General features: G+C 62.9%; 13 protein-coding genes and 1 tRNA gene. 4 read left to right on the top strand and 10 right to left on the bottom strand.

The window, feature by feature from the left end:
- Positions 1-100: 100 nt before the first annotated feature.
- The 4 genes from IE053_RS08290 to IE053_RS08275 all read right to left on the bottom strand — a co-directional run bounded on the left by IE053_RS08290 (position 101) and on the right by IE053_RS08275 (position 4,269).
- The gene (locus IE053_RS08290) at positions 101-1,285 is read right to left on the bottom strand and encodes a relaxase/mobilization nuclease domain-containing protein (RefSeq protein WP_189574564.1); all 1,185 of its coding nucleotides are present in this window, start codon (positions 1,283-1,285) and stop codon (positions 101-103) included.
- Complete coding sequence (locus tag IE053_RS08285; protein WP_189574562.1) at positions 1,282-1,848, bottom strand: hypothetical protein; 567 nt, start codon at positions 1,846-1,848, stop codon at positions 1,282-1,284. Before IE053_RS08285 ends, IE053_RS08290 begins: the two co-directional genes overlap by 4 nt.
- 220 nt (positions 1,849-2,068) lie before the next feature.
- Positions 2,069-2,881: an LD-carboxypeptidase gene (locus tag IE053_RS08280; protein ID WP_189574560.1), complete on the bottom strand. Its 813-nt coding sequence runs from the start codon at positions 2,879-2,881 to the stop codon at positions 2,069-2,071.
- Positions 2,878-4,269 carry a Mur ligase family protein gene (locus tag IE053_RS08275; RefSeq protein ID WP_189574558.1) on the bottom strand — a complete coding sequence of 464 codons (1,392 nt, stop codon included), beginning with the start codon at positions 4,267-4,269 and terminating at the stop codon, positions 2,878-2,880. Before IE053_RS08275 ends, IE053_RS08280 begins: the two co-directional genes overlap by 4 nt.
- Positions 4,270-4,405: 136 nt before the next feature.
- Here IE053_RS08275 and IE053_RS08270 point away from each other — a divergent pair, with 136 nt between their 5' ends.
- The gene (locus IE053_RS08270; protein WP_189574556.1) at positions 4,406-4,912 is read left to right on the top strand and encodes a SixA phosphatase family protein; all 507 of its coding nucleotides are present in this window, start codon (positions 4,406-4,408) and stop codon (positions 4,910-4,912) included.
- Between the two features lie 30 nt (positions 4,913-4,942).
- Here IE053_RS08270 and IE053_RS08265 read toward each other — a convergent pair.
- A tRNA-Arg gene (locus tag IE053_RS08265) sits at positions 4,943-5,019 on the bottom strand.
- 44 nt (positions 5,020-5,063) lie between these two features.
- Positions 5,064-5,786, bottom strand: coding sequence for a YbjN domain-containing protein (locus IE053_RS08260; RefSeq protein ID WP_189574554.1), 723 nt, complete (start codon positions 5,784-5,786; stop codon positions 5,064-5,066).
- 377 nt (positions 5,787-6,163) lie between these two features.
- Between IE053_RS08260 and IE053_RS08255 the strand changes: the two genes are divergently transcribed.
- Complete coding sequence (locus IE053_RS08255) at positions 6,164-7,441, top strand: RsmB/NOP family class I SAM-dependent RNA methyltransferase (protein WP_189574552.1); 1,278 nt, start codon at positions 6,164-6,166, stop codon at positions 7,439-7,441.
- 42 nt (positions 7,442-7,483) lie between these two features.
- Here the strand turns inward: IE053_RS08255 and IE053_RS08250 are convergent, their stop codons facing one another.
- Complete coding sequence (locus tag IE053_RS08250) at positions 7,484-10,048, bottom strand: zinc-dependent metalloprotease (protein WP_189574550.1); 2,565 nt, start codon at positions 10,046-10,048, stop codon at positions 7,484-7,486.
- A gap of 260 nt (positions 10,049-10,308) precedes the next feature.
- Between IE053_RS08250 and IE053_RS08245 the strand changes: the two genes are divergently transcribed.
- Entirely contained in the window at positions 10,309-11,025 is a 717-nt protein-coding gene (locus tag IE053_RS08245; RefSeq protein ID WP_189574546.1) for a Bax inhibitor-1/YccA family protein, read from the top strand.
- Positions 11,026-11,091: 66 nt separating this feature from the next.
- On the opposite strand, the gene IE053_RS08240 is transcribed toward IE053_RS08245, so the two are convergent.
- The 3 genes from IE053_RS08240 to IE053_RS08230 all read right to left on the bottom strand — a co-directional run bounded on the left by IE053_RS08240 (position 11,092) and on the right by IE053_RS08230 (position 12,623).
- Entirely contained in the window at positions 11,092-11,523 is a 432-nt protein-coding gene (locus IE053_RS08240) for a hypothetical protein (protein WP_189574543.1), read from the bottom strand.
- Positions 11,524-11,576: 53 nt separating this feature from the next.
- Entirely contained in the window at positions 11,577-12,212 is a 636-nt protein-coding gene (locus IE053_RS08235) for a hypothetical protein (protein WP_189574540.1), read from the bottom strand.
- 75 nt (positions 12,213-12,287) lie between these two features.
- Complete coding sequence (locus IE053_RS08230; RefSeq protein WP_189574537.1) at positions 12,288-12,623, bottom strand: DUF2794 domain-containing protein; 336 nt, start codon at positions 12,621-12,623, stop codon at positions 12,288-12,290.
- Positions 12,624-12,871: 248 nt separating this feature from the next.
- Between IE053_RS08230 and IE053_RS08225 the strand changes: the two genes are divergently transcribed.
- Positions 12,872-13,828 carry an AEC family transporter gene (locus tag IE053_RS08225; RefSeq protein ID WP_189574533.1) on the top strand — a complete coding sequence of 319 codons (957 nt, stop codon included), beginning with the start codon at positions 12,872-12,874 and terminating at the stop codon, positions 13,826-13,828.
- Positions 13,829-13,872 lie beyond the last annotated feature (44 nt).

Raw genomic sequence — 13,872 nt, 5'->3', positions numbered from 1 at the left:
CTGATCTGGCCTCCACCATGTGAAGGTTCCGGCCAGATCAGCCTTCCATCGGGAGCAACGCCGTGGTTACATAAAGGGTGGCTGCGCCATCGGGGTCTCGTCAGCGGTAGAGCAGCGCCAGCTCACCGGAATGGCGTTTCCGCTCATTTTGGATTTCGTTTTGCAGCGCGCGCCGTTCGGCCAGTTGCCTGGTCACAAGGTCCTGGCGCTCTTTGGCATCGCGCTCACGCTTGAAGGTAACTTCAGCCTCATTGCGCTGGCGCACGGCGCTATACTTGCCGCGCAGCCAGTCCCAAACGCCTTTCAGTCCTTTGGAGAAACGTGCCTGACGAGCTCTGGATTCTTTTAGCCATCGATCGGCCAAGTGCTGATCGAGGGCAGCACGCTCTGCCTTATGCTCCGCTCGCATGGTGCGCTTCGATGTGCGGATCGGCTTGAGACGTTCTGCGCTTTCCTTATCCAGCGTCTCAATGTGACGCTTGAGCACTTTCTCCATCAAATCGGAGACCCGCGCCTTGGTCTCAGCGACTGAGGGCAATTGTGCTGGATCACCAAGGCGCTCTTTGACCGCCTTGGTTTTCTGGCCGGTCATGCGCGGAACGGCATAAACTTCACCCTGATAATCGACGGCAACAAAACCACGACGATCACCTTGCGCCAGATAGTAGCCGCGCTCCTCTAGCTGACGCTTGAAAGCCGGACCATCTTTTGCGCCGTTCCAGCATTCCTGAAATGTCGCCTTGATATCGGCAGCGCTTTTTCCGGCGCGGCGGGCTTGTTGCCATTCGGCTAGCGTGAAGTTCAGCGGCGAGCGATCTTTCCCACGCTTGTAACCGTCAGGTAGTTTCCAGCCATGCTCAAGGAAGAGCCCGCGCGAAATCTCATTCAGCTTGCGCTTGAAATGCGGGAGGTTGATTGCCCGCATATTCTCTGTGTTGATACGGCTCCAAACCGCATGGGCGTGACGGCGACCATCCTTTTCATGGAAGACCAGCGCCATCGGCTGGCGCTGAAGGCCCATCTCATCTTCGATGCGGCGTGCCGCCAGTTCGAAGACTTCGGGTCGTACGTTTTCTGTCTCAGGCGGTGACAAGCTGACCGAGAAGAAGTGCTGTTTGCACTTGGTTCCCTTGGCCGCTGCTTCGACTTCCAGAAAAGCGCCGCGCAGATCACTAGATACGAAGCCGCGAACTTCGTGTAGTTCGACATGATCGTTATCGCGTTCATTCATGAGGTGAGCCGCAAGCTTGCGACCACCACCGCGCTGTGAGGCTTTGATGATCATGGCTCCATGCCCTCTTGGGGTGCCCCGTCAGGGCAGGCACAGCCTTCAAGGCTCGCAGCACGAATGAAGGCTGATGAACAGCTTTCACAAACGTCTGTCGATTTGTCGGTTTCCCGGATGCCAAGCGCGGCGAGCAAGAAGCTCCGCATAACCCGGATATCGTCACAGGCCCGGCGCAGCGCCTTGTCGGTTTCATCGCCGAGCGGCAGCGCACCGACGCGAGCAGCGTCCGCCAATTCATCCAAATTCTTGGCAATGCGAGACGAGCCCAGCATTCCGAGCAGTTGCGCCAGGGCTTTTTGATCTTTGATAGGGTTTAGCCCACGCGCCTGTTTGACAGGCGTGTCAGGATCAAACAATCGAGCCTTGATGTAGGCGGAGATCGATTGACGACCGGCATCCTCGATAAGCTTTTGCTTTTCCTCAAAGCTCAAGCGAAGCGAGAAGGGAGCTGGGCGTTTTTTGTTCTGCCCTTTGGATTTAGCCTGCTTGGAGTCAGAGCTTTGCCCCGATCCACGAGAACTACCACCGATAGAGCCCCATTTGGGAGTTAGCCCGTCCATGACCCGCTCCCATATGTTTCAACCGGCTCTTCGCCGTCGGAATTGGCTGAATCCGCAGTTTCCTGCGGCGCAGCACCATCCAGTTGAAATGGAAGCTCTTTGGGATTATCATATAGAGAACAAAAACTTAACTGTGCATTCCATTCGGAGAGCACCTCAAACAATTGGTTCGAGGTTTCTCCGCTTAGGTGCACCATTGTTCATCCACAGGCCGGTCGCGTCAGCGGAAGGGGACGATCTTGTTCCCGGCGTCGTGGCCGATGTCCACGCGGCCGAGATAAGGCACTTCGTACTCCTCGCACCAACGCCTCACCATGGCCTCCGGCTCTTCGCCGAAATCGATGTCATTCTCGGGAACATCGTTGAACCGCCCCAGGCGCAGCCCGGCGCAGCCATCGATCTTGCCGCTCGAGAACACCGTGTAGAGCATCCTGTCGATGGCATAGAGATGCTCACCGACCTCTTCAATCATCAGCACACGCCCCTTGAGGTCCGGGACGTGCGGCCCGGCGACGAGCGAAGCGAGAATCGACAGCGTCAGCGCTACTGCACTGCCTTCCCCTACTGAGGGTTCTTTGCCACCTTGCTCGCCTGCGAGAAAGTCCAGTGCACGGCGGGCCGCCGCCTCGCCATCCGCCCTGATGATGTCGGCAACGACCGGGCCGTGTACGGAACGCCCGATACCTGCGCGATCAAGGGCCGCCAGCAGGTATCCGCCATCGCTGTAGCCGAGCCATGTCTTCGCCTTTGCCGCATCGCCAAGGCTCGGGACCACCTGGTCCAGGATACGGCAGGCGCCATAGCCGCCGCGCGCGAACCAGACGGCGTCGACAGCGGGGTCGTTCGCCACGTCAATGAAAGCGCCTGCGCGCGTCTGGTCATCTCCGGCAAAATGCCCTGAAGCCGCGAAACACTGCGGGTGAATTGCCAGCTCCAGACGATCCGGATACGCCGTTTCGACAAGGCGCTTCACTGCCTCCGCGGCCTTCCTGTCCAGCGAGCGGCTGGGCGCGACGACCGCAACCCGCTTCATCGCTGCGCAATCTCCGCGAGCAGGCCCTCGGCGAAGCTGGTCAGGCTGTCGTCACGGGCGCCCATGACGACCACGGCATCCCCCGGTTTGGCGGCTCGTGCGAGATCGACAAAGGCATCACGGGAAGGGAGATAATGGGCTTGGCAACCACGATCCTTCAGTGTCATGACCATCACTTCGGCATCATCGGTCCTCTCGACCGTGCCGCCGAAATAAGCGGGTGCGCTGACAGCCAGGACGTCATCCTGCCGCAAGGCCCCAGCAAAAGCGTTCTCGTAAAGCTCGCGGAAACTGCGCAGCGGGCCGTAGCCATGGGGCTGGTAGAAGACGTGCAGGCGTGCATAGTGTTTCGCCAGCGCACCGACCGACCCTTCGATCTTTTCCGGGTTATGCGCGAAGTCATCGATCACCGTGACGCCGCCGCTCTTGCCGACCGTCTGGAGCCTGCGCGCCGAGCCTTTGAAGGTTGCCAGCGCCTCGCAGGCGGTTGCAGGATCGACACCCAACTCGCGCGCCGCCGCGATGGCTGCGAGAGCATTGCCTACATTGAATGCACCGATCAGCGGCATTCGGAGCGTTGAGACCTTTGCGCCATCCACTGTGACGTCAGCGATCAAACCATCATCGTTGCTCGTCACGGGCCCTGCAGAGACATCAGCCCCGCGCGCCATCGAAACCGTGACGACCTTTTCCGGCGCCAGGCTGCCAGCGATCATGGCCACTGGCTCACTGTCAATGCCAAGGACCACCCGACCCGAGCGCTGCGCGAAGCCTCCGAAGAGCTCCTTGAGTTCGGCCATCGGCTTGTGGTCTTCGGAGACATTGAGAATAACGCCTACGGAAGGGTTGTAGCGCGCGATGGAGCCGTCGCTCTCGTCCACTTCGCAGACAAAAGCGCCCGAGCCGTTGCGCCAGCCCAAGGGGCGCCCCTCGCCGTCGCGGATGTTCAGCATGGGAGCGCCATTGACCACGGCGGGATCCGTGCCCGCCTCGGACAGCACATGGGCGAGCATCGCGGTCGTTGTGGACTTGCCGCTCGTCCCGGCTATGCCGCAGCTCACCTCGGCGTCATTCGTCAACTGTGCCAGAAGCTGTGCACGGATGATATGCTCCGCACCCATCTTTTTCGCGGCGACCACGTCGGGGATCTGTGCCTCGACAGCCGAGGACGTGACGAGGACCTGAGACGGGCTCGTAATGCCCGAGCCGTCCTGGGGGAAAACCACCACGCCAGCGGCGGCGAGGCGCGCTTTCAGGGCATCCGCCCGGCCCTGGTCGATCGCCCGGTCCGAGCCTGAAACCTCCACCCCCCGGGCATGGAGATACATTGCGAGGGGAAGCATGCCGCTCCCGCCAATGCCGCAGAAGAAATAGCTGCGCGCTGCCATCAGGGTGCTCCGGTCACAATCGAAGGGTCGGAGAGTTGCCCGTGAAGGTCAACTTTGGCGTTAAAACCCCGCGATATGTGCGGATTGTCACCCGGTGGCGGCCCGGCGTGCTAGGGACGCGGCCGGGAGGACCGCCATGCGCCGGCTGATCCTGATGCGGCATGCCAAATCAAGCTGGGACCATCCCGAGCTCAGCGACCACGACCGCCCGCTCAACGGGCGGGGACGGCGCTCCGCGGAACTGATGGGGGCATGGCTCGACGAGAACGGCTACCGCCCGGACGCGGCTTTCGTCTCGACTGCGGAACGGACGCGGGAAACCTGGGCGAGGCTCGCTCCCGTTCATGAAGGTTGCGAGGCGACCGCTTCGAGCACGCTCTACCTCGCGACATCCGAGACGATCCTACGCGCCTTGCACGATGCACCGGAGGTGCCCTGCCTCCTGATCTTAGGCCACCAGCCGGGAATTGGCGTGTTCGCCGAGCGAGCGCTTGCAGCACCGCCACGCGATCCTGCCTTCGAGAAGTTCCCGACCGCAGCCGTCGCGGTCATCGATTTTCCCGTGGCACGGTGGAAAGACGTCCAGCTCGGAACAGGCAGGCTGGTCGACTTCGCCACCCCGAAAGCGCTGACGCACGGGTAGAGGGGCCACGGGAGCAACGCAGGCGGGGAATGGCGCACCCATCAGGATTCGAACCTGAGACCTCTGCCTTCGGAGGGCAGCGCTCTATCCAGCTGAGCTATGGGTGCCGCGGTGCCCGGTTGAAGCGGAGGGACCGCCGGAACGCAAGCGCTTAGTTATCGAGATTGTTGACGATGCGGCCCGGGTAGATCTTCTCGGCTCTTGCGAAGGTCTCAACAATGTCCAGGGTTTCCTCGAAGCTGATCGCATGGCCGTGGGGGACGACCTCGCGCGGGGCGAAGCCCGTGGAGACCGAACGCATCAGGCCTGCCATGTTGAGGCCGTTGGCGGAAAGGTCGCTGCCGTGGGGTGCCTGCTTGAGGTCACGGGTCGCGGCGGCCAGATGCTCCTCGAAAAGGTCGGCAGTTTCGAGGAAGACCTCGATCGACACGGCGACATTGCCGCGCGGCATGCCGAAATCGGCGAGTTCATAGCGCGAAAGATAGGCCAGCCGCTCATCGCTCATCCCGGCGGAGACAAAGGCATAGCGGTCGTTGAACGCCTGCACGGTGCGGCGGTCCACGTCGGTCGCGAACATCGTGACGATATGCATCCCGCGGCACCGGTTCGAGCGGTCGCAGGCCATCGGCGTGATCTGGAACCGCGTGCCGTCAGAAGCCTGAACCAGAAGGACTTTCTCGCCGCCGGGCAGCGTTGCGCCTTCATAATCCAGCCCCATTTGGGACAGAACCGGGATCAGCGCCTCTGCATGAAGGCTGGTCAAGGGCGCGGAGGGGTTGCGGATTTTGCCGGACGTGCCAAGCGCGTTGGACTGGGCAGACGCCAGTCCGAGCCCTGTGAACAACGCGATCCCAGCCAGAAGAAGCTGTTTCATACCCTATGCCCCGTCGAGAAGATGAAAACCGTAGCCAGAAGTTAAGCGGGAGTAAACGTCGCGAAACCGAGGCGTCCGACGGGCCGCGCGGCCCTAGGCGCGAAGGAACAGGCCCCCGGCGAGGCGGCGGCAGGCCCGGCGGACCACGGAAATTCAGCGGCGGGGACGACCGCGGCGGACGACGCGGTCCCGGCGGAAAAGGGCCTGGCGGACGGGGTCCCGGCGGGCCGCGCGGGCCTCGTGACGGTGAACGCAGGCCGCGGCGAGACGATCGGCCGAGGCGACCTCTCAGCGAGGACGATGCAGAGCGCATCGAGCAGCTGCGTCACGAGCGGCTGGAGGAAGGCCGCGAGCGCCGCGCCGCCCTGCCGCCCGGCGTGGCTTCGCGGGCCGCGGCCGTCGACCTTCTGCGCCTCACGGCCAACGGATTCACTCTCGACCAGGCGCTCGAGGCCTGCCGCAGCTTCAACGAGCTTGAAGGCGCCGACCGCGGCTTTGCCCGCGCGCTCGCTTCGACGACCCTGCGTCGCAGGGGAACCCTCGACGAGGTGATCGCCGCGCACCTGAAAGTGCCGCTCAAGCCCAAGCAGACATACCTGCGGGACATCATGCGGATCACCGCGGCGCAGCTCTGCCTAATGGGCACCGAGGACCACGCCGCCGCATGGTCGGCGGTGGAACTGGCGAAGCTCCGTGTAGAGAGCAAGGGCTACACGAAGCTTGTCAATGCCATCGCCCGCCGCCTTGCCGAGAATGGCAAGGAACTGGCCGAGAAGCAGCCCCTGCGCGCCGACACGCCGGGCTGGCTGTGGCGCAAGCTGGCACGCGCCTACGGAACCAAGACCGCGAGCGCGATTGCTGAAGCCCACCGCATCGAACCGCCGCTTGACATTTCGTTGAAGGATCCCTCTGCCACGATCGAATGGCCTGAAGAACTCGGTGCCCGGAAGATCGGCCCTCGCACGGTCCGCATGGCGAGCGCACCGGTGCCTTCCCTCCCTGGCTTCGAAGAAGGCGCGTGGTGGGTGCAGGACGTGGCGGCGACATTGCCTGCGGAGATCCTGGGCGCGCGGGAGGGCGAGAAGGTGTTCGACCTCTGTGCAGCGCCGGGCGGCAAGACCATGCAGCTCGCGGCAACAGGGGCGGAGGTCTTTGCGATCGACCATTCGGGCCTGCGGCTCGAGCGGTTGCACGCCAACCTCCAGCGTACCGGGCTCGAGGCAGTTGTCCTCGAACAGGATCTTCTCGAATGGTCGCCAGCCAACCCTGCTGACCGCATCCTCCTCGACGCACCCTGTTCGGCCACGGGCACGATCCGGCGCAATCCTGACCTGCTCTGGACCTCACGCGAGACGCAGGTGCCCGATCTCGTCCGCCTGCAGAAGAAAATGCTCGAAAAGGCGCTCGATCTTCTCAAGCCCGGCGGCACGCTTGTCTACGCTGTCTGTTCCCTCCTGCCCGAAGAAGGCGAGGAGCAGGTCGCGGCACTGCTTGAACGTCGCGGCGATGTCGAGCGTGTGCCGGTCACCTCGTCCGAGATCGGCGACCTGCCTGTCATCAACAAACAGGGCGAAATCCGCTGCCTGCCGAGCAAACTGAAGGCCGATGGCGGGATGGACGGCTTCTTCGCCGCGCGGCTGCAGAAAAAAGGCTGAGGGGCGAGCCCCCCAGCGTTACCAGCCTCTCCCCAAGACTGATCAGCCTGCGAATTGAAGCTCGAAGCGGATCGCTGCACGGTGTGCGCGGGTTTCGAGCGGCAACAGGAAGTCTGGCAGGTAGCCGAAGCGGGACTTGATGTCCTGGATACCGGCTAGCGCGGCAGCCTGGGCCACCGGGTCATAGCCAAGACCATAGGCGATACGGACAAGGCGCTGGGTGTAGGCCACCTGCAGGTTCCGGCGGAACATGTTCGGTGTACCTACAAGGTCATTGCCGAAGATGGCATCGTTGAGGTCCTGGATCACTTCGGCAGCGGAGTAGGTGTTGCCGTAGAGCGAGCTGTCCGTCATCCGCTGCATGACCTGCGGGTTCAGGATCTGGTTCAGGATGCCGTTCTGGATGCCAAGGGCACGCTGGTGCACCTTCGGGTCCTCGGTGTTGAAGAAGAAGTTGTACCCCCGACGCTGGGTCTGGAGGTGACGGAGGAGCTCCTCGTCGACTTCCCAAGCGTCCTTGGCGAAGGCGTATTTGGCAAGGGCCATCATGGCGCCGCGCTGCGTCGCCTCGGGAACGGCCGTGTACGGAACAGTGTCATCCTGGCCGGGCTTGACGCGCTCGACATAGACGCCGCCGATCTGCTTCGACATGACCAGCGCCATGCGGGCCTGTTGGCCCGAGAGGGTGAAGTACTGGCGCACCAGCTTCTGGTAGCTGTCCTCACCCTCATAGCTGTCGAGCAGCTTGCCCATGATCGACCTGGTCAGCTCGATCCGGTCCTTTGCATATTCGACGGGGTCGGACGATTGGTCGAAGATCATCACGCGCGGGTCGATGCCGTTCCACGGGCTGCGCATGTCGTCGGCGTCGTTGCCAAAGGCATTCTTCGGGTCAGATGATTTCGACAGCACCGCTTCGCGCACGACCGGGTCATCGACTTCCGGGCTGTAGCCGAACTCGATCGCCCATTTGTCGTAGGAGCCCGGACGGGTGTGGTTGTAGTCGCCCTGCGCGACGCCCACCGGTGCAAAGTTCGTCGCATGGTAGTCCATGACCGAGCCTGAGGGCGCGCCTTGGGTGACTTCCGGGTCGTGGATTTCGTCGGGACCGAAGACGGTCGTCGCCTTCATGTTGTGGTTGAGACCCAGCGTATGGCCGACTTCATGAAGGATCAGGAAGCTGAGGCTCTGGCGGATATATTCCGACTTCTCCTCTTCCGTTGCGCCTTCGGTCTGCAGTTTGGCGAGGCCGAAGTTCAGGTTTTCGCGCATCTCCGCGCCAGCGTGGCAAAGATGGCGATCGTCAGCCAGCGGAGCAACGGGATTTCCGTCCTCGTTGAGCTTGTCGCCCATTGTCAACTCGAGCGGCAGGCCAGCCTTCTCGAAGACTTCCTCAGTGAACTGGGCACCGGTGATGAAGCTCAGCTCGAGCATGATATCAGCACCGAGGATCTCGCCGGTGCGCGGGTTTGAAAAGCTCGGGCCATAGCCACCGAACGGAGGCTGCGGCGAGGAGGTCCAACGCAGGACGTTGTAGCGGATGTCGCCGGCGTCCCAGTCCGCGTCGTCGGGCTGCACCTCGACGGCGACGGCATTGGAGAAGCCTGCCGCTTCGAAGGCCTCGTTCCAGGCGAGGACGGCCTCCGCGATGGTCTCGCGGTACTCGACCGGCGTCGTGTTCTCGATCCAGAAGGTGATCGGCTCGACCGGATCGGAAAGCTCCGCTTCGGGGTCCTTCTTGACGAGGCGCCAGCGGTTGATGAGGTCGCGATAGGGCGCGCTTGAATCAGAGGTCAGGTCTGTGACCTGATCCAGGAAATAGCCAACGCGGTAATCGTCAAAGCGCGGGGTGTAGCCATCATCCGGCATCTCGATCAGCGAGTGCTGCACGGTCAGGGTGACGCTGCGCGCATCCGTGACGGCCGCCGAGCCCCCATTGAAAGGCATTGGGTTGTCGAAGACGTAGTCGACGCGGACATCGACGTTTTCGGGATAGCCGCGGACGGCGTCATACTTGGTCTTCTGTGGGTTGAGGCCACCCACCGCGAAGGCGAAGGGACCAGCGAGCGGGTTCGGCACGTTGATCGCCGTCAGCATCTCCGACTTGAACAGCGGGCCCGCAGCGATGAGGTAGCGGTCGGCTTCGTCACCTTCGCCCTCGGTCTCGGCGATGATGTCGAGGCTACCGATGATCGACGGGGAGATGTTGGCGTCGGAAGCGCGGGCGATCGCGCTCTCGTCGTCGAAATAGAAGGCCGTGTTGACCTCGTTCAGCTCCAACTGGCCGAAGTGCTTGTCGAAGCGGATGATCCTGTTGTCGGCATAGGCACCCTTGAAGGCACCGGCATCGACGACGCCGTTCTCCACATAGGTAAAGGCGACAAACTCCTCCCCGATCTGGTCAGCCGAGATCTCCATGAAGACTTCGCCGGAATCGGGGTCGGTATAGAAAGGGAAAAGGCCCTCTTTGGCCTCGAAGCCTTCGACCTTCTCGGCGATGGTCGGCAGGCCCTCATTGTCCTGCGCCAGAGCGGGACTCGCTGCCAACAGTGCGAACGACGAGACCGCTGCGCATGCGAGCATGCGCCCCTTGAATTGACCGATCATGTTGGTTTTCCGCCCTTCCCCAGGTTCGATTGGAGCCCGCGCCCTTAGGGCCTGCCCATTCCCATGCATTAAAAGTAGCGTAACCATTTAACGTCCCGTGGCAACGGTCTGCTAATAAATTCGCGCTGCTTGGCAGGGGGGACTGCAATCCCCGGGCCGGAATGGGCAATTTCCGCTTCCGCCCGTTGCACGGGGCGCGAGCTTGCTTATCTTCGGTAGCAACTGCGTACGCGCCGCCCTTGGCGCGAAGGAGCAAATGAATGTCCGAGACTGAACGTCTTTACCAGCGCGCCGGCACAGGCGCGGTCGCCTTTGACGAGGGCCTCCGCAAGTACATGCTGGGCGTCTACAACTACATGGCTATGGGCGTCGCAGCGACCGCCCTCATCGCCTTCTTCTTCCTCACCAACCCGGCCGCGCTGCAATTCGCCGCGGGCCTCAGGTTCCTGCCCTTCATTGGTGTGCTGGCCCTTGGCTGGCTCGCACCGCGGATGATCTTTAACGGTTCCAAGGCCGTCGCCCATGCCGCCTATTGGGGCTATGTCGCGCTTTGGGGCATGTTGATCGGCCCATTCGTGGCCTTCATGGTCGGTGCGGGCGAGGCGCTCGCCGTGGCCCAGGCCTTCTTCATCTCGGCCTCGATCTTCCTCGCCATGTCCCTCTATGGCTATACGACGAAAAAAGACCTCTCGCCTTGGGGTAAGTTCCTGTTCATGGCCGGCATCGGCTTCCTCGTCCTGATCGTGATGAATTTCTTCATCCAGTCGACCATGTTCAGCTTCTTCATCTCTTCGGGCGTGATCCTCTTCATCTCGGGGGTCACCGCCTATGAGACCCAGATGATCAAGAACCTCTACGCGCAAGGCGCGACCGAGATGAATGAGCGTGCGGCGATCTTCGGCGCGTTCGCGCTTTACGGATCGTTCGTGACCCTGTTCATCCACGTCCTGAACCTGCTCGGCATCATGCGCGACTAGGCGCCTGGCGCATCCCGCAACGAGAAAGCCCCGGCTCTTGGCCGGGGCTTTTTTGTCGGGCGCGCTTTATGTCCTGGAGCCTGACTCGGGGAGCGGGCGGACGGCTTCGACATTGTCGCCCTTGCCGCCCATACGTTCGAGTCCTGCGAGGATCAGGTCCGGCGCGTGAGGCATCTCGAGCATGTCAGCCAGGTCGGGACCATCACGGTCGCCGGCCATCGCGATCGCCTCGTCGAAATCCGCCGCTTCGTCCATGCCGAGAAGCAGCAGCGCGGCGATGTCCAGCCGACCGGCGGGACCGATTTCGGCGTAAAGGCCACGCAGATCGGCAAGCTCGCCTGGCTCCTTGGAGAGCTCGAGATCGTCCTGGAGCGTGTCGCTCTCGTTCGAGCCGTCATTCTGGTCCGTCACCGCAGTCTTGCCGTGAAAAGCGCGGAGCAGTGTCGCGAAGGCGCGAACATTCCCGCTGCCGATACTCAGGGACTTGGTCTCTGCCATGCCGGTTCTCCTCTGTTCGCATCCGAACACGCAAAAGCCCGGCGACGGTTCCCTCAGCGACGGCGACGAACAAAGGCCAGCCCGGCCAAGGCCGGGGCGAACAGGAGCGCCGCACCAGGCAGGGGGATCGGCCGCGTGGAAGCGAAGATCTCGCCGAAAAACTCGTTCTCGATGCCGCCCGTCGTCTCGGTGAAGACCACGCGATCAAAAGCCTGCATCGAGGCGACGGCGAGGAAGACCGCCATGTCGTTCATCGGCGAGAAGCTCACGCTGTCAAAACAGGTCATCCCGTTGCAGAGGTCGATGCGGAAGGTCGAGTCGATGAAGGCCGCATTGACCAGGGGGTCGCGCTCAGGCTCCACGAGGTCGATCCCGAAGGAGAATTTCGGCCCGTCGAAGTCGATCGAGAAATTCTCGACGCCATTGATAGCCCACTGGTTCCCGGCGATCCGGCTCGACCAGTCCTGTGTGAGATTGAGGGAGCTCCCCGCACCGGCTGAGATCGTCACATCGCCGACCATCCGGCTTCCGAACGAGCCAGCGACGATCGGTATCGGACCGCTCTCGTTTTCCACCCCTGCGCTCGATGTGTACGCGGCCTTGTCAGTGATGACGATGGCCGCCTGCGCCGCGGTTGCCCCGCTGGCGGCAAGCACCGCCGCGAGTGTCGCAAAATGTTTGTTTCTCATGGCCCCACCCTCCCTTCTCCACCACGATTCTCGGCGGGAGGCGGGACCGGGGCAATGCAATTCAGCAGGTGTTGGTCAGCTGACGACCTTCAGCTTCTTGCTGTCGAAGACCCGCAAGACCTGCTCGAGCTCATGCCCGCGCTTGAGGACCTGGCCACTCATGGAGACGACGGACCAGGCGCCCTGACGATTCCTGAGCTTTGGGTTCTTTTCGATGCGGTAAAGCGGGGCTTCGGCGGCGCGCCTGAAAACCGAAAAAACAGCCCGGTCGGAGAGCCCGTCGATCGCGTAGTCCTTCCAGTCGCCCCGGGCGACGAAAAAGCCGTAAAGCTGGAGGAGCCGGTCGAGTTCCCGACGGTCGAAATGGACGGCTGCGGGCTGGCTCCGAGCCTGAGAGGTGGTCCCTTGCATGGCGTGAGGCTACGGCAAAAAACCTGACGGTCAAAGCCGTGGCTGCCCTCTTCCCGGCCCCGGCTGCGCCCTCATTTTGCCGCATTGCCGGAGCACGGTGCCTGAATGGCCAGGCGCGGGGGCGTAAGCCTTCGGAACATCTCGCCCCCCAGCCCCCCGAGGGCTCCCCGTGCCTGGCTGCCAGTTTTTCCCGAATCCGCCGCACCGGGGCGCTTGCGCGGCATGGAAACATCCCTAGGAGCGGCAGAATGTCGCCGCTCGTCTCGCTTCTCGTTCCCCTTTTCGGTGCAATTTTCCTCGGTGCAGGTTGCCGGGCCCTGAATTTGTTCGACGGCGAGGACGCGCGGCGGATGTCACGCTTCGTCTTCATGATCGCAATGCCCTTTGCAGGGTTCGAGTTCATGCGATCGAGCCCGGTCGATGGCGAAATTCTCGTCGGTCTGGGCGCGGGCTATCTTCTCAGCCTCGCGGCCGCATCGACCGCGGCTTTCCTGATCGCGCGCGCATTTCTCGGCCTGACGATCAGGGAAGCGGGAGCAGCCGTCTTCTCCGCGACCTGCGGCAATGCGATCTTCCTCGGCATTCCGATCGCAGCCTCTGTGGAGGGGTGGGCCTCGCCGTTCCTGATCCTCGTCTTGTTCGAAGGCACTGTGGTCTTCGCCATCGGCTCGGCGCTGATGACCTGGCCGGAGGAAGATGGCGAAGGCCCGTCGAGCCTCGAGAATGTCCTGCGCACGATCAGGGCCGCGGTGGTCCGTGCGCTGAAGAGCCCTATCGTGCTGGGCACGCTTGGCGGGCTGGTCGCGCAGGTCACGCACCTTCCCCTGCCCGAGCCAGTCAGCGGCTTCCTGGCCTTCATGGCGCGGACAGCAGGGCCAGTCGGCCTCTTCGTCCTCGGCCTCAGCGCAGCGGACCTACTCCTTTCCCGCAAGGTCGGGGAGCTGAAGGGCGCAGCGCTCCTCCTGCCGATCAAGCTTCTCGCCTTCCCGGCCCTGACGGCCGCGCTGGTCTGGCTTTTTACCAGCGACCCCACGGCGACCGCGGTGGCCGCGCTCTTCACGGGCCTGCCCCCGGCGGTCGCCTCGATCGTCCTCTCATCGGTCTACCGGCAGTGGATCGCAGGGGTCTCCGGCGTTGTCTCGATCGGCACGGTGCTCGGGCTGTGCACGCTGGCCATCTACCTGTTCCTCGTCATCCCAGCTTGATGTTGCGCTGCAGCGCAGGCGGGCGCATGCTCCATTCCCCGAAT

The organism is Parvularcula lutaonensis (assembly GCF_014651915.1).
GTDB lineage: Bacteria > Pseudomonadota > Alphaproteobacteria > Caulobacterales > Parvularculaceae > Parvularcula > Parvularcula lutaonensis.
This window is presented reverse-complemented; position numbering and strand designations above follow the sequence as displayed.